This is a genomic window from Pseudomonas sp. Marseille-Q1929, from assembly GCF_017316265.1.
Taxonomy (GTDB): domain Bacteria; phylum Pseudomonadota; class Gammaproteobacteria; order Pseudomonadales; family Pseudomonadaceae; genus Aquipseudomonas.
In genome coordinates this window covers 429,873-456,396 of the sequence record NZ_JAFLWU010000001.1, presented here as the reverse complement: position 1 = coordinate 456,396, position 26,524 = coordinate 429,873, and the positions used below count along the sequence as shown (strand labels likewise).

24 protein-coding genes are annotated in these 26,524 nt (G+C 61.9%); 7 read left to right on the top strand and 17 right to left on the bottom strand.

The genetic code is table 11. From position 1 onward, the window contains the following. Window positions 1-27: 27 nt before the first annotated feature. Together J1G37_RS02065 and J1G37_RS02060 are read right to left on the bottom strand one after the other, a co-directional pair. A complete protein-coding gene (locus tag J1G37_RS02065; protein WP_207040020.1) occupies window positions 28-3,123 on the bottom strand; it encodes a multidrug efflux RND transporter permease subunit in 3,096 nt (1,031 codons plus the stop codon). Beyond that, window positions 3,120-4,289 carry an efflux RND transporter periplasmic adaptor subunit gene (locus J1G37_RS02060; RefSeq protein WP_207040019.1) on the bottom strand — a complete coding sequence of 390 codons (1,170 nt, stop codon included), beginning with the start codon at window positions 4,287-4,289 and terminating at the stop codon, window positions 3,120-3,122. The genes J1G37_RS02065 and J1G37_RS02060 overlap by 4 nt, the downstream gene beginning before the upstream one ends. Before the next feature lie 214 nt (window positions 4,290-4,503). Between J1G37_RS02060 and J1G37_RS02055 the strand changes: the two genes are divergently transcribed. The 3 genes from J1G37_RS02055 to J1G37_RS02045 all read left to right on the top strand — a co-directional run bounded on the left by J1G37_RS02055 (window position 4,504) and on the right by J1G37_RS02045 (window position 7,381). Then, complete coding sequence (locus J1G37_RS02055) at window positions 4,504-4,737, top strand: hypothetical protein (RefSeq protein WP_207040018.1); 234 nt, start codon at window positions 4,504-4,506, stop codon at window positions 4,735-4,737. Window positions 4,738-4,906: 169 nt separating this feature from the next. After that, the gene (locus tag J1G37_RS02050) at window positions 4,907-5,698 is read left to right on the top strand and encodes a transporter substrate-binding domain-containing protein (protein WP_207040017.1); all 792 of its coding nucleotides are present in this window, start codon (window positions 4,907-4,909) and stop codon (window positions 5,696-5,698) included. A gap of 108 nt (window positions 5,699-5,806) precedes the next feature. Then, on the top strand, window positions 5,807-7,381 hold the full coding sequence (locus J1G37_RS02045) for a PAS domain-containing methyl-accepting chemotaxis protein (protein WP_207040016.1): 1,575 nt from the start codon (window positions 5,807-5,809) through the stop codon (window positions 7,379-7,381). Between the two features lie 109 nt (window positions 7,382-7,490). Here the strand turns inward: J1G37_RS02045 and J1G37_RS02040 are convergent, their stop codons facing one another. The 6 genes from J1G37_RS02040 to J1G37_RS02015 form a co-directional block, all read right to left on the bottom strand. Further along, window positions 7,491-8,234 (bottom strand): YkgJ family cysteine cluster protein, encoded by a 744-nt coding sequence (locus J1G37_RS02040; RefSeq protein WP_207040015.1) that lies wholly within the window; start codon window positions 8,232-8,234, stop codon window positions 7,491-7,493. A 107-nt stretch (window positions 8,235-8,341) separates the two neighbouring features. After that, window positions 8,342-8,824, bottom strand: coding sequence for a GNAT family N-acetyltransferase (locus J1G37_RS02035; protein WP_207040014.1), 483 nt, complete (start codon window positions 8,822-8,824; stop codon window positions 8,342-8,344). Then, on the bottom strand, window positions 8,821-9,723 hold the full coding sequence (locus J1G37_RS02030; RefSeq protein ID WP_207040013.1) for a chemotaxis protein: 903 nt from the start codon (window positions 9,721-9,723) through the stop codon (window positions 8,821-8,823). Before J1G37_RS02030 ends, J1G37_RS02035 begins: the two co-directional genes overlap by 4 nt. A 223-nt stretch (window positions 9,724-9,946) precedes the next feature. Next, on the bottom strand, window positions 9,947-10,921 hold the full coding sequence (locus J1G37_RS02025; RefSeq protein ID WP_207040012.1) for a D-glycerate dehydrogenase: 975 nt from the start codon (window positions 10,919-10,921) through the stop codon (window positions 9,947-9,949). Window positions 10,922-11,020: 99 nt separating this feature from the next. Next, entirely contained in the window at window positions 11,021-11,449 is a 429-nt protein-coding gene (locus tag J1G37_RS02020) for a hypothetical protein (RefSeq protein WP_207040011.1), read from the bottom strand. A gap of 145 nt (window positions 11,450-11,594) precedes the next feature. Then, window positions 11,595-12,563: a LysR family transcriptional regulator gene (locus J1G37_RS02015; RefSeq protein ID WP_207040010.1), complete on the bottom strand. Its 969-nt coding sequence runs from the start codon at window positions 12,561-12,563 to the stop codon at window positions 11,595-11,597. Between the two features lie 182 nt (window positions 12,564-12,745). On the opposite strand from J1G37_RS02015, the gene J1G37_RS02010 reads away from it, so the two are divergent. From J1G37_RS02010 to J1G37_RS01995, 4 genes are read left to right on the top strand one after another with little or no spacing between them, the layout of a single operon-like run. Further along, window positions 12,746-14,257 carry an efflux transporter outer membrane subunit gene (locus J1G37_RS02010; protein WP_207040009.1) on the top strand — a complete coding sequence of 504 codons (1,512 nt, stop codon included), beginning with the start codon at window positions 12,746-12,748 and terminating at the stop codon, window positions 14,255-14,257. A 10-nt stretch (window positions 14,258-14,267) separates the two neighbouring features. Beyond that, on the top strand, window positions 14,268-16,445 hold the full coding sequence (locus tag J1G37_RS02005; RefSeq protein WP_207040008.1) for an FUSC family protein: 2,178 nt from the start codon (window positions 14,268-14,270) through the stop codon (window positions 16,443-16,445). After that, a complete protein-coding gene (locus tag J1G37_RS02000; protein WP_017738673.1) occupies window positions 16,435-16,635 on the top strand; it encodes a DUF1656 domain-containing protein in 201 nt (66 codons plus the stop codon). Before J1G37_RS02005 ends, J1G37_RS02000 begins: the two co-directional genes overlap by 11 nt. Window positions 16,636-16,645: 10 nt before the next feature. Beyond that, entirely contained in the window at window positions 16,646-17,506 is an 861-nt protein-coding gene (locus J1G37_RS01995) for an HlyD family secretion protein (protein ID WP_124527408.1), read from the top strand. Window positions 17,507-18,086: 580 nt separating this feature from the next. Here the strand turns inward: J1G37_RS01995 and J1G37_RS01990 are convergent. The 9 genes from J1G37_RS01990 to J1G37_RS01950 all read right to left on the bottom strand — a co-directional run bounded on the left by J1G37_RS01990 (window position 18,087) and on the right by J1G37_RS01950 (window position 26,522). Beyond that, window positions 18,087-18,311, bottom strand: coding sequence for a hypothetical protein (locus J1G37_RS01990; RefSeq protein WP_242551374.1), 225 nt, complete (start codon window positions 18,309-18,311; stop codon window positions 18,087-18,089). Between the two features lie 125 nt (window positions 18,312-18,436). Further along, on the bottom strand, window positions 18,437-18,838 hold the full coding sequence (locus tag J1G37_RS01985) for a hypothetical protein (RefSeq protein ID WP_017738669.1): 402 nt from the start codon (window positions 18,836-18,838) through the stop codon (window positions 18,437-18,439). Continuing rightward, a complete protein-coding gene (locus J1G37_RS01980; RefSeq protein WP_207040007.1) occupies window positions 18,838-19,650 on the bottom strand; it encodes an SDR family oxidoreductase in 813 nt (270 codons plus the stop codon). Before J1G37_RS01980 ends, J1G37_RS01985 begins: the two co-directional genes overlap by 1 nt. A gap of 14 nt (window positions 19,651-19,664) precedes the next feature. Further along, on the bottom strand, window positions 19,665-20,129 hold the full coding sequence (locus J1G37_RS01975) for a multidrug transporter (RefSeq protein WP_124527405.1): 465 nt from the start codon (window positions 20,127-20,129) through the stop codon (window positions 19,665-19,667). Between the two features lie 272 nt (window positions 20,130-20,401). Next, window positions 20,402-21,853: a mannose-1-phosphate guanylyltransferase/mannose-6-phosphate isomerase gene (locus J1G37_RS01970; protein WP_207040006.1), complete on the bottom strand. Its 1,452-nt coding sequence runs from the start codon at window positions 21,851-21,853 to the stop codon at window positions 20,402-20,404. A gap of 72 nt (window positions 21,854-21,925) precedes the next feature. After that, window positions 21,926-22,579, bottom strand: coding sequence for an alginate O-acetyltransferase AlgF (locus tag J1G37_RS01965; RefSeq protein ID WP_207040005.1), 654 nt, complete (start codon window positions 22,577-22,579; stop codon window positions 21,926-21,928). Window positions 22,580-22,595: 16 nt separating this feature from the next. Then, window positions 22,596-23,771 carry an alginate O-acetyltransferase gene (locus J1G37_RS01960; protein ID WP_207040004.1) on the bottom strand — a complete coding sequence of 392 codons (1,176 nt, stop codon included), beginning with the start codon at window positions 23,769-23,771 and terminating at the stop codon, window positions 22,596-22,598. Window positions 23,772-23,781: 10 nt separating this feature from the next. After that, the gene (locus tag J1G37_RS01955; protein ID WP_207040003.1) at window positions 23,782-25,206 is read right to left on the bottom strand and encodes an MBOAT family protein; all 1,425 of its coding nucleotides are present in this window, start codon (window positions 25,204-25,206) and stop codon (window positions 23,782-23,784) included. 206 nt (window positions 25,207-25,412) lie between these two features. Beyond that, a complete protein-coding gene (locus J1G37_RS01950) occupies window positions 25,413-26,522 on the bottom strand; it encodes a mannuronate-specific alginate lyase (protein WP_207040002.1) in 1,110 nt (369 codons plus the stop codon). Window positions 26,523-26,524: the final 2 nt, after the last annotated feature.

Sequence of the window (26,524 nt, the reverse complement as noted above, 5' to 3'; positions counted from 1 at the left end):
CTTTTGTTCCAGGACGGGGCCTAGGCCTCAATGTGTGGTCGCCAACTCGGGGGTTGGTTTGGGTCTATGAAAGAGTTTCTCAAGGTACAAGTATATGACCGGTGTGGTGAACAGCGTCAGCGCCTGGCTCACCAGCAGGCCGCCGACCACCGCGATACCCAGCGGCTGGCGCAACTCCGCGCCGGCGCCATAGCCGAGCATCAGCGGTAACGCGCCGAGCAGGGCGGCCAGGGTGGTCATGATGATGGGGCGGAACCGGGTGATACAGGCTTCGAAGATCGCGTCCTGGGGTGATAACCCACGCGTGCGCTGGGCCTCCAGGGCGAAGTCGATCAGCAGGATGCCGTTTTTCTTGACTATGCCGATCAACAGCACCAGGCCGATCAGGGCCATGATCGAAAAGTCCTGGCCCAACAGCCATAACATGACCAGCGCCCCCAGGCCCGCCGAGGGCAGCGTCGAGATAATGGTCAACGGGTGCACAAAACTTTCATACAGCACGCCGAGGATGATGTAGACCGCCACCAGCGCCGCAAGGATCAGCCACGGCTGGCTGGCGAGCGAGCTCTGGAACGCCTGCGCCGCCCCCTGGAAGTTGCCGATGATCGAGGCGGGCATGCCGATCTCGTTCTTTGCCTGGTTGAGCAGGATCACCGCATCACCCAGCGCCACGCCGGGCGCCAGGTTGAACGACAGGTTGGCGGCCGGGAACATACCGTCGTGGGCGATGGACAACGGCCCGACTGTGGGCGCATCGACCGTGGCCACCGCCGACAGCGGCACCATTTCGTTGGTCAGCGGCGAGCGCAGGTAGAAGTAGTTCAGGCTTTCGGCCTTGCCGCGTTGTTGAGTGTCGAGTTCCAGCACCACTTGGTACTGGTTGGTTTCGGTCTGGAACTCATTGACCTGGCGCTGGCCGAAGGCGTCGTAGAGCGCCTGGTCGATATCGGTGGCGGTCAGGCCGAAGCGTGCTGCAGCGCGGCGGTCGATGCTGATGTGGGTGATGCTGCCGCCCAGTTGCAGGTCGTTGGAGACATCACGAAAGGCTGGGATGCCACGCAGTTTCTCGGTGAGGCGCTGGGTCCAGGTGTTCAACGTCGCGCCGTCGTTGCTTTTGAGCACGTACTGGTACTGGCTGCGGCTGGGGCCGGAACTGAGGTTGATGTCCTGGCCGGCGCGCAGGTACAGGACAACCCCCGGTACCTTGGCGAGTTGGGGGCGAATGCGGTCGATGAACTCGCTGGCGGATACATCGCGGTCGCCGCGATCCTTCAGGGAGATCCAGAAGCGGCCATTGGCGATGGTCTGGTTGCTGCCGGTCACGCCCACCGCGTGGGAGAACGCCTGTATCGCCGGGTCGGCCTTGAGGATTTCTGCGAGGGCCTTGTGTTTGGCGACCATGTCCGGGTACGACACGTCCGCAGCGGCTTCGCTGGTACCCAGGATGAAACCGGTGTCCTGCAACGGGAAAAAGCCTTTGGGGATCAATACGTACCCGGCGATCGCCATGCCCAGGGTCAGCCCGAAGATACCGAGCATGGTGCGTTGATGGGCCAGGGCCTTGCGCAGGTACCGTTCATAGCCCGCCAGCAGGCGTTCGCCAAACCCGGGGTTGTCATGGGGGCGATGGACCGGCGCTTTCATGAACAGCGCTGCCAGCGTGGGGGCGAGCGTCAGGGAGACCACCACGGAAATCAGGATGGTCGAGGTGGCGGTCAAGGCAAACTCCTTGAACAGCCGCCCAACCACGCCGCCCATGAACAACAGCGGGATGAACGCCGCCACCAGGGACACGCTGATGGACACCACGGTAAAGCCAATCTCGCTGGCGCCCTTGATCGCTGCTGTGCGCTTGTCCAATCCGGCCTCAAGGTGGCGATGGATGTTCTCCACCACCACGATGGCATCGTCCACCACAAACCCCACGGCGATCACAATGGCCACCAGGGTGAGGTTGTTGAGGCTGAATCCCATCACGTACATCAGGGCGAAACTGGCGATCAGCGACACCCCGAGCACGCTCGATACAATCAGCGTCGCCGACCACTGGCGCAGGAAAATCGCCATGACCCCGACCACCAGCAGTACGGCGATCAGCAGGGTCAATTCAACTTCGTGCAGGGAGGCGCGGATGGTCGTGGTGCGGTCGATCAGGACGTTCAGCTCGACCGACGCCGGCAGCATCGCTTGCAGGCGCGGCAGTTCGGCCTGGATGCGTTCAACCGTCTCGACAATATTGGCGCCGGGTTGGCGGGTAATCACCAGGTTGACCCCAGGAACATCGCCCGCCCAGGCTTGCACGTAGGCGTTTTCCGAGGCTTCGACGACCTTGGCCACGTCACGCAATTGCACGGGGGCGCCATTTTTGTAGGAGATGATCAGGTCACCGTATTCCTCGGCGTGAAACAGCTGGTCATTGGTCGACAGGGTCGACACGCTGTTTTCTCCGTACAGCGCGCCTTTGGCCAGGTTCAGGCTCGACTGCTGGATCGCCAGGCGAATATCGGCCAGGGTCAGGCCGATGGCGGCCAGCCGGTCCGGCGAGGCCTGTACACGAATCGCCGGGCGTTGCTGGCCGGTGATGTTGATCTGGCCAACCCCGTCAATCTGGCTGATTTGCCGGGCCAGCAGGGTTTCCACCAGGTCGCTCAACTGGGTGCCCGGCAAGTCATGGGAGTTGATGCTGATCACCAGCACCGGGCTGTCGGCCGGGTTGACCTTTCTCCAGGTCGGCAGGCTTGGCATGTCACTGGGTAATTTGCCGGAGGCGGTATTGATCGCCGCCTGTACTTCCTGCGCGGCGGTGTCGATGCTTTTGTCGAGGGTGAATTGCAGGGTCAGCACACTCGTGCCAAGGGCGCTGCTGGACGTCATCTGGGACATGCCGGGGATCGCGCTGAATTGCACCTCCAGCGGGGTGGCCACCGATGATGCCATGGTGTCTGGGCTGGCGCCGGGCAATTGCGCGGAGACCTGGATCGTAGGGAATTCCGCTTGCGGCAGTGGGGCGATGGGCAACTTCGGGAAGGCGATCAACCCGAGCAGCACCATGGCGAAGGTCAGCAACAGGGTGGCGACCGGACGATCGATGCACCACGCGGAGATAGAGCCCCTCGACGTCATGGCAGCACCTTGGCGTCAGCGGTCTGGATCACCTGGGGCGGGTCCTTGAGAACCTCGACCTGGACACCGGCCTTGAGCCGCGACTGGCCATCGCTGACCAGCACATCACCGACCTGGATACCCTTGAGAATGTTGCGGTCGCTATCCTGGTACACCACCTGCACCGGCACGATTTCTGCCTTGTCGCCGTTGATGCGGTACACGAAGTGCGAGTTCAGGCCGCGTTGCACCACACTTGGCGGGACGGCGAGGGCGTTGCGGTCGAGGGCGGTCTGGATCTTCACGGTCACCAATTGGCCTGGCCAGAGTTTTTGCGCGCTGTTGCCGAACTCTGCCTTGGCGCGGATGGTGCCGGTCGTGCTGTTGATCTGGTTGTCGATCAGGCTCAGGCGGCCTTGGCCGAGCAGGTCACTGTTTTCGCCATCAGTATTGGCGCCGAGGTAGGCGCCGACGATGGCGGGGTAGCTGGCGGCGATCAGGCCTTGAAGCGTTGGCAGCATTTGCTGCGGTAATGAAAACTCGATGGCTATCGGATCAATCTGGGTGACCGAGAACAGCCCCTGGGCATCGCTCATCCGCAGAAAGTTGCCTTCATCCACGGTGCGGATGCCGACCCGGCCTGTGACCGGCGAGCGTACTTGGGTGTAGGAGAGTTGCACCTGGGCCGCGTCGATAGCGGCCTGGTTGCCTTGCACCGTTGCCTTCAACTGGTTGACCAAGGCTTGTTGCTGGTCGTAGGTCTGCTTCGACACACCGTCGTCGACGCTCAGCTCCTTGTAACGCTTGAGATTGACCAGTGCCACTTGCAGTTGCGCCTGGCTTTGCCCCAGTTGCGCCCTGGCCTGGTCGAGGCTGGCGCGGATCGAGCGGTCGTCGATGGTTGCCAGCAGGTCGCCGGTCTTCACCAACTGACCTTCCTTGACCAACAATTGCGTGAGAACGCCGTCGATCTGCGGGCGGATCACCACGCTGTGCAGTGACAGCACCGAACCGATTCCCGTGACATAGCGTGGCAAGTCTTGCTCCACGACTTTCATTACCCGCACCGGCACCGCTGTGGACGCTACCAACTTGGTCTTGGCGGGCCGGGTCAACGCCCATGCCGCGACAACCAGTACCAGTAGGACTCCCACGATCAATGCAGCTTTTCTTTTGGTGATGTGCATGCTGTAAGGCGCCAGGACAGGGAATGGAGGGATGGGGGAGTATTTATAGCGCGCAGATCCGGTCAGTAAAGTGACCGCTATCTGACAGCCACGACAGTTAGCTCCTGACCATTCGTACGACGTTGGTCAAAGATCTGAGGTGCGCAGGTATACTTCCTACCATCGTGGCTCGCAACGCGGGTCCGCATCATTTTCTGCACGCTCCGGAGCGCCCATGACTTCCCCGACACAACCCCCTATCGAAGCGGTCGATCTCGTCGATCCGGCCAATGCCGACGGCGTTGAAAAAGCCGAGATTCCGGCCTTCAAGTTTCCGTTTAAACCCGGTGAACTGTCTGGCGCCAAAAGTGCGGCCCAGCCTTGGTACAAAAACGGCGCGAAGAACGGCCATACCAAGTCTCCAGGCATGGCGCCACCGGGTACCCGCCGTTCCATGGGTAAACGTTAAGAGTAATGACCACGTGTTGTAGTGGTTGAAGCCTACAGCGAGAGCTGATTTTTCTGATTGTAGGCTCGCGTCCTTTTTTTGAAAGCTTTCACGCCACCTGCTTCTTCCCGGGTTTTTTCGCCGGGGCTGGACGAGGCGGACGCTGGCTTTTCTGGAAAAGGACGTTCCGATGGTGCTTGTTTACCGATGTATTTCCCTCGCCTTGCTGTTCTCTGCCGTGGCTTCCTGCGCCATGGCCGAAGAGCAGGTGCGCCGCGAAATCCGCTTCGCCGTCGCTGCGCCGTTTCCGCCGTTCCACAGCCGTGATCCGCAAGGGCAGATGGTGGGGTTGAACATTGACCTGGGCAATGCGTTGTGCCAGCAACTCAATGTGCGTTGCATCTGGGTCGATCAGGTCCTGGTGGAGAGTTTTTCAGCGCTTGAAGCCCGCAAGTTCGACGCGATCATGGGGATGGCTCCTACGCCCAGGCGCCGCCGGTTGGTGAGCTTCACCAATGAGCTCTATCCCTTCACCACGCGCCTGGTGGCACGCAAGACCTCCGGTTTGCTGCCCACCAAGCAGTCCCTAAAAGGCAAGCGTCTCGGCGTGTTGCTGAGGAGCAACCGCGAGGCTTTCGCCCTGGCGAAGTGGGCGCCTGCGGGCGTCATCGTCAAGAGTTTCTGGCTCAACGAGGAACTGGTCCGCAGCCTGGTGGCCGGCGACATCGATGCGACATTGCAAGGCACCGTAGAGATTCGCGAGGCCCTGCTCGATACCGCCGATGGCCAGGATTTCGACTTCCTCGGGCCGGCCGTCTCGGCGCAACTGTTGGGTAACGGCGTGGCGATCGCGGTGCGCAAGCCCGATACGGCGTTGCGCAGCGACCTCAACCGCGCCCTTGAGCAACTGATGCATAACGGCGAGTACCAGCGGATCGTCCAGCCCTATCGCCTGGATGCCAGCCCTTCCTCCACGCAATGATGGCGAACTAATTGCGCAGAACATGCGCTGGATCAGTATTTGCCCCCTCCGTGCGCTTAGAGTCGGTCGCCCTGCCGACTCCTTCAATAATCACGAGCGCGCTTATCCATGAAAATCAATCTGCCGGTCACCGGTCGAAGTGTGGACTTTGCCCCTGACGCCAATATCCTCTCGACCACCGACCTGACCAGCGCGATTACCTACGCCAACGAGGACTTTATCAACGTCTGCGGCTACCGCCGTGAGGAGTTGATCGGCGCGTCGCATAACCTCCTGCGGCACCCCGACATGCCGGCTGCAGCATTCGCGCACATGTGGAAAACCTTGAAAAGCGGGCGCTCGTGGATGGGCATGGTGAAAAACCGTTGCAAGAACGGCGACCACTATTGGGTCAGCGCCTACGCCACGCCGGTGACCCGCGATGGCGTGACGGTGGAGTATCAATCGGTGCGTACCAAGCCCGATGCGCGCAGGGTGGCAGCGGCCGAGCGTGCCTACGCGCAATTGCGGGCGGGCAAGCGACGGCGGTTGCCAAGGCTTGGCCTGGGGGTGAAATTAACGGCCTGGGTGGCCGCTACCAGCAGCGTGACCTGGGCCTTGGGGCTGGGTTTGGCGACCTACTCGTTGGCCTGGCAACTGCTGGCGTTGGTGGCGGGCTGCGCGGTCGGTGCGGTAGGGGTCAAAGGCATCCTGCGGCCCTTGGCACAATTGAATCAACGCGCGCGCGCCATCGCCGACAACCCCTTGAGCCAGGCGATCTACACCGGACGCGCGGATGAATGCGGGCAAATCGAATTCGCCCTGCATATGCTCGAAGCCCAAGTGGGCGCAGTAGTCGGGCGGATCGGCGACGCGTCCCTGCGCCTGTCTGGGCATGCAGCGCAACTGGTCGAGCAGTTGGGTAGCAGTCACACCAGCAGCCTGGGCCAGCAAACCCAGACCGATCAGGTCGCGGCGGCGATCCACCAGATGGCGGCGAGCGTGGCCGAGGTGGCCAACCATGCCGTCGAGGCTTCAAAGGCGGCGGACCAGGCGGGTAATGAAACCCGTGAAGGCCATTTGCGGGTGGATGAAAGTCGCGATGCGGTATTGCGCCTGTCCCGGGAACTGGCCCGCGCCACCGAGGTGATTCACCAGCTGGAAAGCCACAGCGGTGAAATCAGCGGTGTGCTGGAGGTGATCCGCACCATTGCCGAACAAACCAACCTGCTGGCCCTCAATGCCGCCATCGAAGCGGCGCGGGCGGGTGAGCAGGGCCGTGGTTTTGCCGTGGTCGCCGATGAAGTGCGCGGCCTGGCGCAACGCACCCAGCAATCGACCAACGAAATCCAGCGCATGATCAGCACCCTGCAAGGCGGCGCGCGGGATGCGGTGCAGGCCATGGCGCAAAGCAGCGAACATGTCGATGCCAGCGTCGAGCAGGCGCAACGGGCGGCAGCGGCCCTGGACGGGATCAGCCAGCGTGTTGGCCAGATCACCGCCATGAGCCAGCAGATTGCGGCGGCGGTGGAGGAGCAAAGCGCGGTGAGTGAAGACATCAATCGCAATATTGTCGGTATTCGCAATGCCGGGGAGGCTACGGTCAGTGCGGGGCAGCAGAGCCAGCTCAGTTCTGGGGACGTGGCGGCGTTGGCGGAGGATTTGCGGCAGTTGGCGCAGGAGTTTTGGGGGAAGCGGCACTAGCGGGAATTTGTAGTGAATGGGCGGGCCTCATCGCGGGCAAGCCCGCTCCCACATTTTGGAATGCGATTCCCTGTGGGAGCGGGCTTGCTCGCGAAGAGGCCGGTGATGCCTACGCTGCCCTCAACGAAATAAACGCATAATTCGCCGGCACCTCAGTCGCCACCTGCGCCCCCGCATCCAGCAGTTGCCCGGCAATATCCACCCCGGACACATGAAACACCCACTCATTGGCCACCAATGGCTGCTCGCCCGCCAATTCAATCGCCTGGGCAAACGCGCCCATGTCCGGCAGGTACGCGGTAAACCCATCGCCCTTGAGCGCCGTGGTACGGATACCCAGCAAGGCACACACGGCTTCCTTGGTCTGCACGTCGTCGCGATCGGCCTGGCGTGAGCGTTGGATCAACGCAGCCAACTGCGGGTCCGCCAGCTCGCCGCCGACGATCAACGCCGGGCCTTGCTCCCACGATTCGGGCGGGCAGTCCTTGGCGCCTGGGTTCAAGGGAATGTGCGGATTGATCTCCATCGGATAGATCCGGCACACCAACGGCCGCCGCTCATAGATGCGACACAGGTTGTCTTCGTCAAGATTCCGGCAGCGTCCGGCGTTGTAGGCGGCAAAGGTGATTGCCACAAACGCCTCGGTGTTGCCGCTGGGCACCACCACCGAACGGCGCTCGGCGTGTTCGCGCTGTTGCACGGGCAGGCCCAGGCCGTTGGCCAGGAAACCTTCTACCAAAACGATGACATTGCCGCCGTCCGCCGCCCACATGCGGGCTTCGTCGAGGGTCAGGGGGACGTGGTGGTCGGTGCAGCACTTGCCGCAACCGACGCAGGAAAAGTGGGTGTTCATGGCGGATCTGTCACCAGGCTAGGTCAGAGGGCTCGCTTGAACGGTGACGGGTTTTTACCTCTGTTCACCGTATTGCCACTCTGGAAGCAAGTTGTGCGCCAGTGCCTTCAGTCCGCTGCCACTACGTCGCGTAGGACAAGTCGCATTTCTGCGCTGGCGTAGAGCTTGCGTGCGCGCAGGTTGCTCTCCAGCACCTTGAGGTCCACATAGGGTTCACCGCGCTGCTTGAACACCTGAAAGCTGTGCAGCAACAACGCGCGGCCCAGCCCTTGGCCTTGGGCGCACGGGTGGACGGCAAGATTCTTGATAAAGGCGCTGGTCCAGCATTGCGCGACGCCAAGGATGCCCTCGGCGTTACTGGCGACCAGGCACAGCGTAGGGTCGAACTCGGCATCGCTGACGAACTGCTGGCGCCATTCCTCCAGGCTTGGCACGCGGCCGCCGCCCTGGTCCTGGGTCATGCGCAATACCGCATGAATGGCCGGGGCCAGCTCGTCGCGATAATGATCCAATTGCGTGCCCGCCGGCCATTGCGGCGCGGGCAGGCTGGCGATGAGATCGCGGCGCAGCAGTTGGAAATATTCGCTCACAGGCCTTTTTGCGCCACTGTTTGCGCGGCCACCACCAGGCACTTGGTCAACTCGGGCGACGAGAATTTGGTCAGCACCGAGTCGGCACCGGCCAGGCGGGCTTTTTCGCTGTTCATCGCGCTGTCCAGGGAGGTATGCAGCAGCACGTAGAGGTCCTTGAAATCCGGGGTTTCGCGCAGGGTACGGGTGAGCGCATAGCCGTCCATCTCGGACATCTCGATATCCGACACCACCACGTTGATCTGCTCGGCCGTGCCTTGCAGCTCCAGCAGCACATCGATGGCTTCCTTGGCACTGCGCGCGGTGTGGCAGGTCAGGCCGAGGTTGCGCAAGGTATGCACGGATTGCTGCAACGCCACCTGGCTGTCATCCACCACCAGAATGCGTGCATTGCCCAGCACTTCGGCTTCTTCCATGGTCAGGTCGGTCGGCGCGGCTTCGATCGGCGCCGGGGCGATGCCGTGGATGACTTTCTCGATATCCAGCACCTGCACCAGGGCGCCTTCCACTTCGGTCACGCCGGTGATAAACGCGCGGTTGCCGCCAGAGCCATAGGGTGGCGGGCGGATGTCGGTGGTCAGGCAATGCACGATCTTGCTCACTGCCTGCACATGCAGGCCCTGCTTGGAGCGGCTCACATCGGTGACGATCAGGCAGCCACCGTCCGGGTCCTGCAGGGGCATTTCGCCCAGGGCACGGCTGAGGTCGATCACCGACAGCGAGGCGCCGCGCAGAATGGCGATGCCTTTGACGTGGGGGTGGGACTCCGGCAGCTTGGTCAGCGGCGGGCACGGGATGATTTCGCTGACTTTCAGCAGGTTGATCGCCATCAGCTTGCCACTGCGCAAGGTAAAGAGCAGAAGCGAGAGTGAATCTGCGCGGGCTTTGGTGGTGGACATAAAAACCTTCTGTGGATCAGGGATGACATCTATGGAAGGTTATCGACTTGAGGACGCCAGGCTTTAACCGGGTTTTGTGTCGGACTCGGTCTAATGTGGGAGCTGGCTTGTCGGATCGCCGCACCGCTGCGATAACATCACCTCGGTGCAACTGTAAGACCGAGTCGCCTGCATCGCAGGCAAGCCAGCTCCCACAGAAGCACCAGCCCACCGTGGTGAGATGTCAGCCCTTCCACACTTGCGGGTTCACCAGATCCTGCGGACGCTGGCCCAGTAGGGCACTGCGCAGGTTCTCCAGGGCACGATTGGCCATGGCCTCACGGGTTTCATGGGTCGCCGAGCCGATATGCGGCAAGGTCACCGCATTGCTCAGTTGGAACAACGGCGATTCCGCCAACGGCTCCTGCTCATACACATCCAGCCCCGCCCCGCGAATCCGCTGGGTTTGCAGCGCTTCGATCAGCGCCGGCTCATCCACCACCGGGCCACGGGAGATGTTGATCAGGATCGCGCTGGATTTCATCAGGCCCAGCTCGCGGGTGCTGATCAGGTGGCGGGTCTTGTCGCTCAATGGCACCACCAGGCACACAAAGTCCGCTTCGGCGAGCAACTGGTCGAGGCTGCGGAACTGAGCGCCCAGCTCCTGTTCCAGGGCCGTCTTGCGGCTGTTGCCGCTATAGAGGATCGGCATGTTGAACCCCAGGCGCCCGCGGCGGGCCACGGCCGCGCCGATATTGCCCATGCCGACGATGCCCAGGGTCTTGCCGTGCACATCGCAGCCAAACAGCGGCGCGCCGACGCTGGCTTTCCACTGGCCGGCCTTGGTCCAGGCATCCAGCTCGGCGACGCGGCGTGCGCTGCTCATCAGCAGGGCGAACGCCAGGTCGGCGGTGCTTTCGGTGAGCACGTCAGGGGTGTTGGTGAGCATGATCCCGCGTTCAGTGAAGTAGGGCACGTCGTAGTTGTCGTAGCCCACCGACACGCTGGACACCACCTCCAGTTTGCTCGCGCCCTCAAGTTGCGCGCGGCCCAGCTTGCGGCCCACGCCGATCAGGCCGTGGGCGTGGGGCAGGGCTTCGTTGAACTGCGCATTGATGTCACCCAGCTTGGGGTTGGGCGCGATCACCTCGAAATCCTCTTGCAGGCGTTCGATCATGGGCGGGGTGATGCGGCTGAAGGCGAGGACAGTCTTTTTCATTGCAGGCGGGCTCATCGACTACGGAAGAATGCCAAGCAAGCTAACATTCCTCGTGGCGATTGGGCAGCCCGCGCCGCAGAAACTGCTGTGGGTACGGCCTTAATTCGGGTCGTAGTTGATCAACGCGTCCACTGACAATGGCGGCTCGTTACCCTTTTGCACCGAAAGCTTGAAGGTGGCATGCACTGCGTTGTTGGAAGGATCAGAACGGATGACGGTTACCCCACCGGAATGATCAACGCCGCTGTAAGTGATCGTCGTACTGGAACCTGATTGGTGGGTGGTCTCCGAGTAGGCGAAGTGCGCGAAGTGTTCGCTGCCTTGTTCGTAAGGGGTGTCGCCGAGGGGGATATAGACGCCCAACGTTATTGCGATTGACCTGGATAGGTTCGCGTCAACGTCTTCGTCGGCCTTGATAATGGTGAAGAAAGGATTCACTGAGTACGAGATTTGCGTCGCGGTAAACCGAGGTTTTGTCGCTATCGTGGCGGTGCATTCGCGAACGGCGGAGGGAGAGGAAGACGACATGGCGGAACTCCACAGTGAGATTCCGCTTTATTGTCAGAAGTTGAGCCATTCGCTTCTACTGTCATAAATAACAGTTATCGGCATTTTTTCAGATCTTTCTACGATAAGGGTAATTGCCGGCGCTGTTTACGAACACGGCTGCGACTCAAGTGGTCAACCGCACGGCCCCCAACCCCCCACTCAACTCATACGCCGCCAACTCGGCCTGATGCGCCGCGAGAATCTCCGGCAACGACCCGCGCAGGTATTCCACCCACGTCTTGATCTTCGCATCCAGGTATTGGCGCGACGGGTAGATGGCGTACAGGTTCAGCTCCTGGGAGCGGTACGTCGGCATCACCCGCACCAGGGTGCCGTTGCGCAGGCCTTCAATGGCCGCATACACCGGCAACAGGCCCACACCCATGCCGCTGGTGATCGCAGTTTTCATCGCGTCGGCCGAGTTGACCAGGAACGGCGAGCTGTTGATGGCCACGCTTTCCTGGCCTTCGGGGCCGTTGAAGGTCCACTTGTCCAGCTGGATCACCGGGCTGACCAGGCGCAGGCAGGCGTGGTTGAGTAGGTCAGTGGGGCGTTGCGCGCAGCCCTTGGCCTTGACGTAATCCGGCGAGGCGCAGGCGATGCTGTAGGTGATGCCCAGGCGTTGGGAGACGAAACCCGAATCCGGCAGCTCGCTGGCCAGCACGATGGACACGTCGTAGCCTTCGTCGAGCAGGTCCGGCACGCGGTTGGCCAGGGTCAGGTCGAAGGTCACGTCCGGGTGGGTTCGGCGGTAACGGGCGATGGCGTCGATCACGAAGTGCTGGCCGATGCCGGTCATGGTGTGCACTTTCAACTGCCCGGCGGGGCGCGCGTGGGCGTCGCTGGCTTCGGCTTCGGCCTCTTCGACGTAGGCCAGGATCTGTTCGCAGCGCAGCAAATAGCGTTTACCGGCTTCGGTCAGCGCGATGCGGCGGGTGGTGCGGTTGAGCAAGCGGGTTTGCAGGTGGGCCTCAAGGTTGGAGACCGCGCGCGAGACGTTGGCTGTGGTGGTGTCCAGTTGCACGGCGGCGGCGGTGAAGCTGCCGGCTTCGGCCACGCAACTGAAAGCGCGCATGTTTTGCAAAGTGTCCATGGGGTGTTCTCAAGGGAGATAGCAAATTGTGACAGAAAGTTACGTCGTCCAGTGATCCCTACCAACGGATTATCGCTTGAACGGTAACAAAGATTCACAGGAATGCCAGCTTATCGTCCTCAGTGCCGCCGCCTAGAATTGCGCCACCTACCCCGCAATACCACCTCAGGAATTCGTTCGCCGTGCCGCGTCGCATCAGCAGAGAGCTCAAGACTCTCAGTGTTTGGGCCTTATCGTTAGCAATCAGCGGCTGCATCGGAACCGGAGGAATCGCCCCCCAAGGCCAGGCCCTCAGCGCCAATACCCTGGCCACCGACGAAGCGATCCAGAGCGCCGCCCGGGATGCCCATTGGCCCACCGCCCAATGGTGGCAAGCCTACGGCGACCCGCAACTCAACCGTTGGGTGGCCCTCGCCACGCACGACAGCCCGAGCATGGCCATGGCCGCCGCGCGCGTTCGCGAAGCACGGGCCATGGCCGGGATTGCCGAGTCGGCCGAGTCGTTGCAGATCAACAGCAACACCACCCTCAAGCGCCACAACTGGCCGAAGGATCAGTTCTACGGCCCCGGCGAGTTGAGCGGTGCCAACACCTGGGACAACAATTCGTCCCTGGGCCTGAGCTATGCCCTCGACCTGTGGGGCCGCGAAAGCAACACCAGCGAACGAGCCGTGGACCTGGCCCATATGAGCGCTGCCGAAGCCCGCCAGGCCCAGCTCGAATTGCAAAACAACGTGGTGCGCGCCTATATCCAGCTGTCGTTGCACTACGCCAACCGCGACATTGTTGCGGCCACCCTGGCCCAGCAACAGCAGATCCTCGACTTGGCCAACAAACGCCTGGATGCCGGGATCGGCACGCACTTCGACGTCAGCCAGGCCGAAACGCCGTTGCCGGAAACCCATCGCCAACTGGACGCCCTCGACGAAGAAATCGCCCTGAGCCGCAACCAACTCGCGGCCTTGGCCGGCAAAGGCCCGGGGGAGGGCGCGCAGTTGCAACGGCCGAGCCTGGCCCTGGCCGCGCCGCTGAAATTGCCGTCGAGCCTGCCCGCCCAATTGCTCGGCCAGCGCCCGGACGTGGTCGCCAGCCGCTGGCAGGTTGCGGCTCAGGCCCGTGGCATCGATGTGGCCCACGCCGGCTTCTATCCCAACGTCGACCTGGTCGGCAGCCTCGGCTACATGGCCACGGGCGGTGGCATGCTGGAGTTTCTCGCCGGCAAGAAATTCAACTACAACGTGGGCCCGGCGATTACCTTGCCGATCTTCGATGGCGGGCGTTTGCGTGCCGAACTGGGCGAAGCCAGCGCGGGCTACGACATCGCCGTGGCCAAGTACAACCAGACCCTGGTCAATGCACTCAAGGGCATCAGCGACCAATTGATCCGCCGCGAGTCCATGGACAAGCAACAAGGCTTCGCCGCGCAATCGGTGGCCTCGGCGCAGAAAACCTACGACATCGCGATGATCGCCTACCAGCGCGGCCTCACCGATTACCTCAATGTGCTCAACGCGCAGACCTTGCTGTTTCACCAGCAGCAGATCGAGCAACAGGTCCAGGCCGCACGCCTGACGGCCCATGCCGAACTGGTCACGGCCCTGGGCGGTGGCCTCCAGGCCGGCGATGACGTGCCGCAAGACGCCAAGACCCTCCCGAGCAAGACCCCGGCGGCCCTCGCCGTGTTTGATCACTGAGTAGGATTGAATGACTCCCTTGCCTGCACCGCTGCGCTGGCTGCACGCCCTTGAGTGGCGTCGCGGTTTCTTCGACTGGGCACGCAGCGACGGCGTGACCTGGGTGTATATCTTCAAGGTGCTGATCGCCGCGTTCCTTACGCTGTGGCTGGCCATGCGCCTGGAACTGCCGCAGCCGCGCACCGCGATGATCACCGTGTTTATCGTGATGCAACCGCAGAGCGGCCAGGTGTTTGCCAAGAGCTTTTATCGCTTCCTCGGCACCTTGGCGGGGTCGGCGGTGATGGTGTTGTTGATTGCGTTGTTTGCGCAGAACACTGAGTTGTTCCTCGGCGCATTGGCGATCTGGGTGGGCGTCTGCACGGCGGGCGCGACCCGCAACCGCAACTTTCGCGCCTATGGTTTTGTGTTGGCCGGCTACACCGCAGCGATGGTGGGATTGCCCGCACTGGCACACCCGGACGGCGCCTTCATGGCGGCGGTGTGGCGCGTACTGGAAATTTCCTTGGGTATTCTGTGCTCCACCCTGGTCAGCGCCGCGATCCTGCCGCAAACCTCCAGCGCCGCCATGCGCAACGCCCTGTACCAACGCTTCGGCGTGTTTGCGCTGTTCGTCACCGACGGTTTGCGTGGGCGCAGCCAGCGTGAAGGGTTCGAGGCCAGCAACGTGCGGTTTATCGCCGAAGCCGTGGGCCTGGAAGGGCTGCGCAGCCTCACCGTGTTTGAAGACCCGCACATGCGTCGGCGCAACGGTCGGCTCAGTCGCCTCAACAGCGAATTCATGAGCATCACCACACGCTTCAACGCCTTGCACCAGTTGCTTGAACGCTTGCGCACCGATGCGGCCGATCACGTTGTCGCGGCGATCAAGCCGGGCCTGCACGACCTTGCCGAAGTGCTCGACGGGTTCTCTGGTCGCGCCCTGACCAGCCCGGACGCCGCCCGGCTGGTGGCGCAACTCGCCGCCTACAAGGACAACCTGCCCGCCAAGGTGCGCAGCCTGCGTGCGGCATTCCAGGAAGGCGAGCCCACCGAGGCTGAGCAACTGGATTTCCACACCGCCTACGAGCTGCTCTACCGCTTCGTCGACGACCTGCACAACTACGCGCTCACCCACGCGTCCCTGGCCGACCACAGCCACGCGCGCGAAGACTGGGACGAGCCCTACACGCCGAAAACCAACTGGCTGGCCTGCGCCGCCTCGGGGATTCGTGCGTCGTTCATCCTCATCGTGCTCGGCAGTTATTGGGTCGCCACCGCCTGGCCCAGCGGCGCGACCATGACCCTGATCGCTGCGGCCACTGTCGGCCTGTCGGCGGCCACGCCCAACCCCAAGCGCATGGCCTTCCAGATGGCCTGCGGCACCTTGATCGGGGCGCTGGTGGGCTTTGTCGAGATGTTCTTCGTGTTCCCGTGGATCGACGGCTTTCCGCTGCTGTGCGTGATGCTCGCACCGGTGATCATCCTCGGCGCCTTCCTCGCGTCACGCCCGCAATACGCCGGGGTAGGCGTCGGCCTGCTGATCTTCTTCAGCACCGGCTCGGTGCCGGACAACCTCACGGTCTACAACCCCTACACCTTTATCAACGACTACATCGCGATGATTATCGGCATGCTCGTCTGCGCGGCGGCGGGGGCGATCATCCTGCCACCCAACAGCCGCTGGTTGTGGCGCCGCCTGGAGCAGGACCTGCGCGAGCAAGTGGTGTATGCCATCAGCGGCAAGCTCAAGGGCCTGGCGTCGAGCTTCGAAAGCCGCACCCGCGACTTGCTGCACCAGGCCTATGGCCTCGCCGTCGGCCAGCCGCAGGTGCAGCGCGACCTGCTGCGCTGGATGTTTGTGGTGCTGGAAGTCGGCCACGCGATCATCGAGTTGCGCAAGGAACAGGCGATTTTGCCGATCCACCCGGCGTACGCCGAATCCCAGCCGTGGCGCCAGGCGATCCGCGTGATGGGCCGCTCGCTGGTACGGCTGTTCCTGCAACCCAGCGCGAGCAACCTGGAGCGCGGCCTGATCGCCGTGGACCATGCGATCAGCCGCGTGCAGGCCACCGACGAACCCTTCGCGCCGCACTTCGACACCTCGGCCCTGCGCCGGGTGAAAAGCTACCTGCACTTTATCCGCACTTCGCTGCTGGACCCGCAATCGCCACTCGCTGCCTTGAAAGGAGCCGCGCATGCCGCGTGAAATCGCGTTCCACGGCATCTACATGCCGACCATGACCCTGATGTTCCTGATCGCGGCCGTCCTGGCCTGGGCCCTGGACCGCTTCCTGGCCGGGTTCGACCTGTACCGTTTTTTCTGGCACCCGGCGTTGCTGCGCCTGAGCCTGTTCGTTTGCTTGTTCGGCGCCTTGGCGCTGACCGTCTACCGTTGAGAATGCCCTGATGAAAAAGTTTTTCAGCCTGCTTGCGACCTTGCTGGTACTGGCTTTGGCGATGTGGATTGGCCGCACATTGTGGGTGCACTACATGCAAACCCCGTGGACCCGCGACGGCCGCGTGCGCGCCGACATCATCAACGTCGCCGCCGACGTCACCGGTGAAGTGGTCGATGTGCCGGTGCGCGACAACCAGTTGGTGAAGAAGGGCGACCTGCTGATGCAGATCGACCCCGAGCACTACCGCATCGCCGTCAAACAGGCGCAATCGCTGGTGGCGTCACGCAAAGCCACCTGGGAAATGCGCAAGGTCAACGCCCACCGCCGCGCAGACCTCGACGCCCTGGTGATCTCCAAGGAAAACCGCGACGACGCCAGCAACATCGCCGACTCCGCCCTGGCCGATTACCAGCACGCGCTGGCGCAACTGGAAGCGGCTGAGCTGAATCTCAAACGCACCCAAGTGCTGGCGGCGGTCGACGGTTACGTCACCAATCTCAATGTGCACCGCGGCGACTACGCGCGCATCGGCGAGGCGAAGATGGCCGTGGTGGATATGAATTCCTTCTGGGTCTATGGCTTCTTTGAAGAAACCAAGCTGCCCCATGTGAAGGTCGGCGATAAAGCTGACATGCAGCTCATGAGCGGCGAGACCTTGAAGGGTCATGTGGAAAGCATCTCGCGGGGCATCTACGACCGTGACAACCCCGAGAGCCGCGAGTTGGTGGCGGATGTGAACCCGACGTTCAACTGGGTGCGGTTGGCGCAACGGGTGCCGGTGCGGATTCATATTGATGAAGTGCCAGAAGGCGTACTGCTGGCTGCCGGTATTACCTGCACCGTTATCGTTAACCAAACACACAACTAAATGTGGGAGCGGGCTTGCTCGCGAAGGCAGTGGGTCAGCCAATAAAGTAGGTGACTGTCACACCGCTTTCGCGAGCAAGCCCGCTCCCACAGTTGGTCTTTGTTGGTAGTGCGATCTGAGTCAGTCATTTCAGTGAATGAGCGACTCGGCGGCTCTGGTTTTGCGTCGACGCTTGACCCGCAGCATGCTGACGAAACGGCGGTGGTTTCTTGTCTGGAGCATCACTAGGCAGGCCAGGGATTGGAACAGAGGGAATACTGCAAACATCGTCACGGGGTGGTTCCCCAGATAGTCGGCCGAAAGCATAGCGTTCAAGACGGCGACGCATACGAGTAATGGCGGCCCTAGTCGAAATCCTGCCGCTACCAAGGCTAGCCCAATGCACATTGCGAGTAGCAATACCAAACTGGCCACAATCGCGTATTCGCTGGGGAGATGATTTATTCGCGCGTAATACGTCAGGCTATGTGAAAGGTTTCCTGAAATGGCGACCATATTCATGGATACCGCAGTCCCCACTGTGAAAGCAAAACGTTGAGTGTAATGGCGCAACGTTCGTGGCACTCGTACGGGATCGATGTTATTGCTCATGGCTGCCGAATTCCTCGTAAATGCACAAAGGCACAAACTCCCGGAGCACCGTCACCTGATAATCGCCGCCAATATGCACCACCCCAGCCCCGACGATGGCCGGGTCGGCGTCAATGGTTCGATAGAGTTTTGGCAGGTCCAGCAGGCTGGTCAGTCGCTGGCGCGTGGTGGTGTGCGCGGTTGGCACGCCGCTTTGCAGGAAATCCCTTGGCATCCTTTCACCTGTGGGTAGACAGAGGTGAAAGAGCCTGAGGATTGGTTCCTTGAAATGATGTCAGGCCGTTCGCTGTTTCTTGTAGTACCTGGCCCGACTAGCCAGTTCCCACAGTTTTAACCGCATCAGGCCTTGATGAAGGTCTCGTGCAGATGGCGCCACAGCAGCGCGCCGCTGGCTTGTTTCTCGAACACCACCGTGGCGCGTCGGTCGGTCTGCGTGCCGCTGTCATCCACCTGATGCTCGCGATAAGTCACCGTCGCCCCGCGCGCATGGCGGTCAATCCCGGCCATTTCACTCAAGGTGATCTTCAACCCCGGCCGCATCCCGCCCAGGCGCGTGAACAACGCGTTGACCCCGGCCGCATTCACCCGTGTGCCGGTGGCTGGGGCGACCATGCTGAACTCCGGGGAGAAGCGCGCGAGCAGGCTTTGCAAGGTGCCTTCCGGCGCAACACCGGCGAACCATTGCTCGATCTCGACGTGGGTCTGGATCACTTCTTCAAAAAAATCGCTGTAGTCGATCATTACAAACTCCGCTCCAAGCCAAAGCGCTTCTTCAAGACACTCTCCAATAAACCTTTGGGCAACAAGGCCGCCATCAACGGCAGTGCCCGGCTGCCATTCCCCGCGCGCAGCAGGCGCGGTGGCGTCGGTTGTTGTACGCCCTTGAGCACTTGCGCGGCAAACCGGGTGGCCGGCGTCGGGTTGTCCTGCGAAGCCTGGGAGCGTGCGCGGATACCTTCGCGCAATGGCCACCAAGGGGATTTTTCGTTGATCAACAGCTCGGCCTGGGCGCCGGCGTTTTTCGCGAAGCTTGTGTCGATGGCCCCCGGCTGTACTTCCATCACGCGAATGCCAAACGGTGCCAGTTCCATGCGCAGGGCATCGCTCAGGGCATGCACGGCGGCTTTCGACGCGCAGTAGGCACCGGCAAATGGCGTGACCAATACGCCAGAAACACTGCCGATGTTCACCACCAGGCCTTTGCTGCGGCGCAGGGCCGGGAACAGCGCCTGGGTCACGCCGACGATGGAAAACACATTGGTCTCGAACTGGCGCTGCATGGCCTCGGTGCCGCCATCGAGCAACGGGCCCATGGCGCCGTAACCGGCGTTGTTGACCAGCACATCCAGCTCGCCCAGCTGTTCAGCCAGGTGCTGCAGGGCGGTGCTGTCGTTGACGTCCAGCTCGACCGCATTGAAGCCCGCAGCGGCAAGGGCGGCGACATCCTCCGGGCGGCGGGCGCTGGCCCACACGCTGTAGCCGGCGGCCTTGAAGGCGTCAGCCAGGGCGCGGCCGATGCCGCTGGAGCAGCCGGTGATAAGTACGTTGGGCATGGATCAGTCCTTTGTCAGTCCGAGAAACTGCCTTGCAGGTGCTCGGCACGAAATTCCAGGGTTTGCGGGCGGTAGCCGGGGCGCAGCGGTGGGGCGGGCAGGCAATCGTCCCAGGTGGCGCCGGCCTGCAATTCGCCTGGGCCGCGGTAGCGCGGGGCGGCGTAGACGTTGTCGGCCAGGTTGACGGTGTCGCCCGGGGCATAGGCGGCGACGCGCCAGCGCAGTTCGGTGAGGGGTACGTCGTTGCCGTTGTTGAGGACCAGTTTCAGTGGGCGGTCAGCGGGGCATTCCTCGGGCGCGTAGGTGATGCGCAGTTCCAGGCGTGCCAGTTGCGAGGCTTCGCGGTTGTCCAGCCAGACCACCCAGATGGCGACGAAACCCAGGCCGACGGCAGCGGCCAGGGATACCGGCAGGGCCTTGGCGGGGTAGCGCAGCAGCAGGATCAGCCAGGTGATGATCAGGAGAACGCCGAAGAACATGGAGACCACCTCGAATGGGGAACGAGCATCCTAACTTAAGCGTAGGTGGGATTGGGCGGCTTGAGACAAGTGTTGATTGGGCGGGCGCCATCGCAGGCAAGCCAGCTCGCACATTCGACTGCATTCCAAAGGATGTACGCGGTTAACTGTGGGAGCTGGCTTGCTTGCGATGAGGCCTTCAGCCTCACTGCAACACCCAAAGAAAAAGCCCCGTCCAACCCACTGCGGATAGGGGACGCAGTAGGCTGGGCGGGGCTTTTTTTACGGCGGTATTACTGCGCGATGGTTTTCACCGACACGCCACGCTCCACCGGCGTCGAACGCCCGTAGATATCTTCAAAGCGCTCGATATCGTCCTCGCCCAGATAGCTGCCCGATTGCACTTCGATGATCTCCAACGGGATCTTGCCCGGGTTGCGCAGGCGGTGCACCGAAGCGATCGGGATGTAGGTGGACTGGTTCTCGCACAGCAGGAACACATTCTCGTCGCAGGTCACTTCGGCCGTGCCGCTGACCACGATCCAGTGCTCGGCGCGGTGGTGGTGCATTTGCAGCGACAGGCACGCCCCCGGCTTGACCGAGATGTGCTTGACCTGGAACCGCCCGCCCATGTCCACCGAGTCGTAGGAGCCCCACGGACGATAGACTTCGCAGTGGTTCTGGGTCTCGCTGCGCCCCTGTTCGTTGAGGGTGTTGACCATCTGCTTGACGCCTTGGACCTTGTCCTTGTGGGCAATCATCATCGCGTCCTTGGTTTCCACCACCACGATGTTTTCCAGGCCGATCACCGACACCAGCTTGCCGTTGCCGTGGATCATGCAGTTCTTGCTGTCCTGGATCACCACGTCGCCCTTGGTCACGTTGCCGTTGGCGTCTTTGTCGTTGACCGCCCACAGCGAGGCCCAGCAACCCACGTCGCTCCAGCCGGCGCTCAGCGGTACGACGCAGGCGCGTTGGGTTTTTTCCATCACGGCGTAGTCGATGGAATTGTCCGGGCAGCAGGCGAAGGTCGCTTCGTCGAACGACACGGTGTCGGCGCCCTGTTCGCTGCGCTCAAGGGTCAGCAGGCAGGTGTCGTAGATGTCCGGATCGTGCTTTTTCAGCTCTTCGAGGAAGCGGCTGGCGCGGAACAGGAACATACCGCTGTTCCAGAAATAGCCGCCGCTTTTGACGAACTCGACCGCGCGTTTTTCATTGGGTTTTTCCACGAACTGCTCGACGCGGCTCACGCCCTCGGGCAGCAGCGAATCGGCGGTGGACTTGATATAGCCGTAGCCGGTTTCCGGGCGAGTCGCCGGTACACCGAACAGCACCATCTCGCCCCGCTCAGCCGCCACGGTGGCCAGGGCCAGCGCACGTTGCAGGGCTTTCTGGTCGTCGATCACGTGGTCGGCGGGCAGCACCAGCATCAGCTCGTCGCGGCCTTCGTTGACCAGCATCATCGCGGTCAGGGCCACGGCTGGCGCGGTGTTGCGGCCGAACGGTTCCATCAGGATGCGCTGGCAGTCGAGTTTACGGGTGCTCAGTTGCTCGTTGACGATGAAGCGGTGGTCCTTGTTGCAGACCACAATCGGCGCGTCCATGCCTTCGAACACCAGGCGTTCCAGGGTTTGCTGGAACAGTGTGTGCTCGCCGGTCAGCGCCAGGAACTGTTTAGGAAACTGTTTGCGGGAAAGCGGCCAAAGACGTGAGCCGCTACCACCGGAAAGGATTACTGGGATCATGGGTGTTTCTCCTTGAATCGATTGGGGTCAGAGCCCACCCCCACAGGGGCGGGCCTCAAGTTGAAAAGCTAATCAGCGGGTCGACACCGGGCGTTTCACCCAGACTGGCGACAGGCTCGAACCGGAGCCCGTCACGTACAGCACCGCCGCTTCACCACGTTCCAACGCAACCGGCTTCACATCACCGACTTTCTTGTCACCGTCATACAACGCCAGGGTCACTTTCACCGGGTTGATTTCACGCTCGCCACGGCCCTTGGCGGCCACCGACTTGACCACATCGGTCTTGCCATCGGCGGTCTTCAAGGTCAGGGCCTTGTCACTCAGGTTTTGCACACGCACCAGGGATTTCTGCTTGTTCTTGAAAGGCGGCTCTTCGATCAGTTGCGGCTGGCCGCTGCCGCTGTTGACCAGGGTGTAGTAGTGGTCGGATGCGAGTTTGACCGGCACGGTCTGGCTGCCGATCTTGGCGCTGTAGTCACCGCCGGGCATGAAGCTGAAGTCGCTGCTCGCCAGCGGTGCGACTTCGCTCAGGTTGGTGCTGCCAACCGTCGCGCTGACTTCCTGGTTCGACGCGTTGTAGACCCGCACGAAGCTGGAACCTTTTGGTGCGACAGGACCGTACAAGGCCGCATCACCGGCGAAGGCCGACAGGGAAACCACGCTCAGGCCGGCTGCGAGCGCCAGGGTTTTAGCGAGACGACGATGAGTTGTAGTGAAAGTCATGTGAGTTACCTCTCTTTCAGTTTTGCGCCCGGTCGGGCGTCTCGGATTTTTTAAGGGTGTTCAAAGCCATGTTCTGTTGGCGCGAACCGGCTTGTTTAAGCTGCGCAACCCACGACGGGTCGGCATCACCGATTTCGTTGTTCACAGGCAGATAACGTTCAGGAAATTCCCAGATCAGCACTTGCGGTGGGTTGTTCTTGAAGTCATCGCTTTTCAGGTAGCTGAGCATCGGCAGGATCGGGCCGTGGCCGTCTTCCGAATAGTTGATGACGTCGCTGTGCAGGGCTTGCTTGAGCGCACCGACGAAGTTCCAGTTGGGGTTGGCGCTGTAGCTGGTGCCCACCAGCGCCACCGGGGTGTCGCTGTTGCTGAACAACGCGTCGTCGCCACCGGTTTCGGCCAGGTGGGTGACGCGTTTTTGCAGCGGTTCTTTGGGTGGCATCAGGTTTTCGAACAGCGGGTCCAGGGGCAGGAATAGACGCAGGTCGCCTTTGTGCGGCGCGGTGTTCTCGGCCTCGGTGACAAAGCGCTGCGGCTCGCCGCTCAACGGGGTTTTCTCAGCAATGCCCTTGGCCAACTGCTTGGCCGCGATCTCGGCACCGTCCGGCGTCCAGTGGGTGTCGGTGCGCAGGAACACTTGCGTGCCGTCCAGCTTGGCCTGTTGCAGCGGGCCCAGCAGGTCGGGTGCCGGGATCTTGTCGGCGGCGACACGGGCGTGGAAGTCCTGGTACAGGTTGGCGTGGATGCTCGCCGGCTTCACGTCACCGACGTGTTCCGGGTACAGACGCACCTTGGCCGGCACAATCGCCATGACCAACTGGATGCCTTGGGCCTTGAGTTTTTGGCGCACGCCTTCGACCAGCGCGTAGTTGCCTTGCAGGTTCTGGTCTTCGTTGACGATGGGGTTGAACTCCTCGTCGCTGTACAACCAGTGATCGCGACCCAGCACCACGCCAGGGCGGCCTTCGTTGAACAGCTTGTAGTCCAGCGCTGCCCAGAGGTTGGTGCCGATGCGCTTGATCGGGAACTCGTCGTCGTAGTGAGTCTCGACGGCTTTGGTCCAGCGACCGTTAAGCACGGTCGCGTCGGCGTTGGTGCTGAAGCCCAGGAAGCTGCGCGTCGACCACAGCCCCAGTGCCAACAGCATGGCCAGGAACAGGGCGATGTAGAGCACGCGGAATGAACGGGTCATGTCGGCTCCCTCAGAATTGGAAGTAAAGGAACGGCGAGAAACTCTGCGCCGACAGTTTCAGGATCGACGCCGCGAACAGCAGCAGCACACAGGCGCGCATCGCATAACCAGGAACGGTACGCACCGGGTTCGGCGTGGCCGGATGGTCGCGGTAGAAATCGCGCAGGCCGAAGAACGCCAGCGTTGCGTACGCCACCACCAGGGTTGCCACTTGCAGGCCGGTGAGGCTGGCGCGGTTGAGTTCCGACAGCGACCACTCGTTGAAGCTGAACATCGCGCCATACATGCGGCCGGCGACGTGCAGGTTCTCGGCGCGGAAGATCACCCAGCCGACCACCACCAGCAGGAAGGTGAAGGCCCAACGCACCGGGTTGAAGCTGCGCGGCGAGGTGTTCAGGCCAATGGCTTTTTCAATCGCCAGCCACATGCCGTGCCACGCACCCCACAGGATGTAAGTGATGTTCGCACCGTGCCACAGGCCACCGAGGAGCATGGTCAGGAACAGGTTGCGGTAGGTGGTCAGCGTGCCTTTTCGGTTGCCGCCCAGCGTGATGTACAGGTAGTCACGCAGCCAGGTGGACAGGCTGATGTGCCAGCGCCGCCAGAACTCGGTGATCGACTGGCTGATGTACGGCTGCTTGAAGTTTTCCATGAAGCGGAAACCCATCATCAAGCCCAGGCCGATGGCCATGTCGCTGTAGCCGGAGAAGTCGAAGTACAGCTGCGCGGTGTAGGCCAGCGCGCCGAGCCAGGCATCGCCCGTGGTCGGGTTTTGCAGGGCGAAGCAATGGTCGGCCACCACCGCCAGGGTGTCGGCAATGAAGACCTTCTTGATGAAGCCCTGCATGAACCGCGTGCAGCCCTCGGAGAACTTGTCGAGGGTGTGGGTGCGGTTGTTGAACTGGTCTGCCAGGTCGCGAAAACGCAGCACTGGGCCGGCAATCAGGTGCGGGAAGATCGCCACGAACGCCGCAAAGTCGATGAGGTTGCGCGTGGCCGGGGTGTCGCCGCGATACACGTCGATGATGTAGCTGATGGACTCGAAGATGTAGAACGAGATCCCGATCGGCAACAGCACGTGGGTGAGGATAAACGGCTCCAGGCCCGCCGACTTCATCATCAGGTTGATGCTGTCGACGCCGAAGTTGGCGTACTTGAAGTAGCCGAGGATGCACAGGTCGACGGCCACGCCGAGCAGCAGCCAGCGCTGGGCCGGCTTGGTGCGCACACCCGCTGCACCGACTTTGAGGCCGATCCAGTAGTTCCACAGCGTGACGGCGGCGAACAGCGCCAGGAAGTCCACTCGCCACCAGGCGTAGAACACATAGCTGGCAATCAGCAGCAGCAGGTTGCGATAGCGTTGCCCGCTCAAGTAGTACAAGCCGAGGAAGATCGGCAAGAACAGAAACAGGAACACATTGGACGAGAAAACCATCCCGATCTCTCCATGTTTAACCAACAGTCAAGGGCCGCAGCCCCCCCAAACCCCCCCGGCGAATCTGGAGGGGTGTACGCATTCAGTGTGGGAGCTGGCTTGCCTGCGATGGCTGTGTGTCAGTCGACATCAATGCTGAATGTCAGACCGCTATCGCAGGCAAGCCAGCTCCCACATTGGACCGAGTCCAACCGGAAGCTGTGTAATCAGCTACCTTTGTTGCCTTTTTCATGCGCCGGGTCGTAGACCTTGGTCAGGTCACCCCCCAGGCGGAACGTCTTGAACGGCTGCATGCCGTGCTTGCGCTCAATCACCTCCGGGGCGCAGGTGTAGAGGTTGCAGAAGGGTTCAAGCCAGGCATATTTCATGTCTTCCTTGAGGTCCTTCATGTCCTGTTCCTTGCCATTCTTCTGCTCGAAGATGTCCGGGTCTTTCACCCCGGCCAGGACTTTTTCACCCAGGCGCTTGAGCGCGCTGTTGTTTTCCTGGCGCAGATCCACACCATTGACCAAGGCAAAACTGGCGATCATCGACAGCGGCGGCAGGGCGTAGTTGTGGTACGACAGGGCGCGTTGCTGGCGCTTCAATTCATTCGGCAAAAAGCCCTGGTCATCGACCTGATTCACGCCGACCTTGTATTCCTTCACCGCCCAATCAAACAGGTCGCGACGGTTTGTGGCGATGGACGTCGCCATCACCGACCACGCGGCCCAGTAGGAATGGTTGTTGGTTTTTTCCAGCGGCAGGTTGTCCCAGTCGCTGACCACTTGATCGGCGAGTTTGTTGAACCACGCCTCGATCAACTGGGATTCCTGCTGGTGGTTGGCCAGCGGGTGCGAGTCGGAAAACTTCAAGCGCACATAGGCCGAGGCCATGCTGCCCAGCGCCCATTTGCGCATGGACTTGCCGGTGTGGTTGAAGTCCTTGGACATCAACGCATCGGCCTTGGCCCAGCTGGTAAGCCAGTTCAAGGTGCATTCCAGCTGCTCCGGGCGCCCGTCGCGCATGAACTGCATCACACGTTTGCTGGTGTCTTTTTCCAGCTTGGTGATATCGGCGGTGCTGTCGCGGAAGGCTTTTTCCGACTGGGTGTTCAGGGTGGCGCGAGCCTTGTCCGAACCTTCGTACTTGCTGCGAAATTGCAGCGAGCCGGTGTACGGCGCCGGCATGGCGTCGCAGTCATTCTTGAAGTCGCCGGTCTTGAATGCTTCCACCGGGGCGAAATAACCCTGGGGCGGACGCAGTGGCGCGGCGGCGTTGACTGAGCCTGCGAACATCGCCAAGCCCAGCAACGTGGGGATCAATAACTTCTGCATAG

Coding starts and splice junctions, on each gene's coding strand:
- J1G37_RS02065 (WP_207040020.1), bottom strand. CDS start 3,123: ATGACGTCGAGGGGCTCTATCTCCGCGTGGTGCATCGATCGTCCGGTC.
- J1G37_RS02060 (WP_207040019.1), bottom strand. CDS start 4,289: ATGCACATCACCAAAAGAAAAGCTGCATTGATCGTGGGAGTCCTACTG.
- J1G37_RS02055 (WP_207040018.1), top strand. CDS start 4,504: ATGACTTCCCCGACACAACCCCCTATCGAAGCGGTCGATCTCGTCGAT.
- J1G37_RS02050 (WP_207040017.1), top strand. CDS start 4,907: ATGGTGCTTGTTTACCGATGTATTTCCCTCGCCTTGCTGTTCTCTGCC.
- J1G37_RS02045 (WP_207040016.1), top strand. CDS start 5,807: ATGAAAATCAATCTGCCGGTCACCGGTCGAAGTGTGGACTTTGCCCCT.
- J1G37_RS02040 (WP_207040015.1), bottom strand. CDS start 8,234: ATGAACACCCACTTTTCCTGCGTCGGTTGCGGCAAGTGCTGCACCGAC.
- J1G37_RS02030 (WP_207040013.1), bottom strand. CDS start 9,723: ATGTCCACCACCAAAGCCCGCGCAGATTCACTCTCGCTTCTGCTCTTT.
- J1G37_RS02025 (WP_207040012.1), bottom strand. CDS start 10,921: ATGAAAAAGACTGTCCTCGCCTTCAGCCGCATCACCCCGCCCATGATC.
- J1G37_RS02020 (WP_207040011.1), bottom strand. CDS start 11,449: ATGTCGTCTTCCTCTCCCTCCGCCGTTCGCGAATGCACCGCCACGATA.
- J1G37_RS02015 (WP_207040010.1), bottom strand. CDS start 12,563: ATGGACACTTTGCAAAACATGCGCGCTTTCAGTTGCGTGGCCGAAGCC.
- J1G37_RS02005 (WP_207040008.1), top strand. CDS start 14,268: ATGACTCCCTTGCCTGCACCGCTGCGCTGGCTGCACGCCCTTGAGTGG.
- J1G37_RS02000 (WP_017738673.1), top strand. CDS start 16,435: ATGCCGCGTGAAATCGCGTTCCACGGCATCTACATGCCGACCATGACC.
- J1G37_RS01995 (WP_124527408.1), top strand. CDS start 16,646: ATGAAAAAGTTTTTCAGCCTGCTTGCGACCTTGCTGGTACTGGCTTTG.
- J1G37_RS01990 (WP_242551374.1), bottom strand. CDS start 18,311: ATGCCAAGGGATTTCCTGCAAAGCGGCGTGCCAACCGCGCACACCACC.
- J1G37_RS01985 (WP_017738669.1), bottom strand. CDS start 18,838: ATGATCGACTACAGCGATTTTTTTGAAGAAGTGATCCAGACCCACGTC.
- J1G37_RS01980 (WP_207040007.1), bottom strand. CDS start 19,650: ATGCCCAACGTACTTATCACCGGCTGCTCCAGCGGCATCGGCCGCGCC.
- J1G37_RS01975 (WP_124527405.1), bottom strand. CDS start 20,129: ATGTTCTTCGGCGTTCTCCTGATCATCACCTGGCTGATCCTGCTGCTG.
- J1G37_RS01970 (WP_207040006.1), bottom strand. CDS start 21,853: ATGATCCCAGTAATCCTTTCCGGTGGTAGCGGCTCACGTCTTTGGCCG.
- J1G37_RS01965 (WP_207040005.1), bottom strand. CDS start 22,579: ATGACTTTCACTACAACTCATCGTCGTCTCGCTAAAACCCTGGCGCTC.
- J1G37_RS01960 (WP_207040004.1), bottom strand. CDS start 23,771: ATGACCCGTTCATTCCGCGTGCTCTACATCGCCCTGTTCCTGGCCATG.
- J1G37_RS01955 (WP_207040003.1), bottom strand. CDS start 25,206: ATGGTTTTCTCGTCCAATGTGTTCCTGTTTCTGTTCTTGCCGATCTTC.
- J1G37_RS01950 (WP_207040002.1), bottom strand. CDS start 26,522: ATGCAGAAGTTATTGATCCCCACGTTGCTGGGCTTGGCGATGTTCGCA.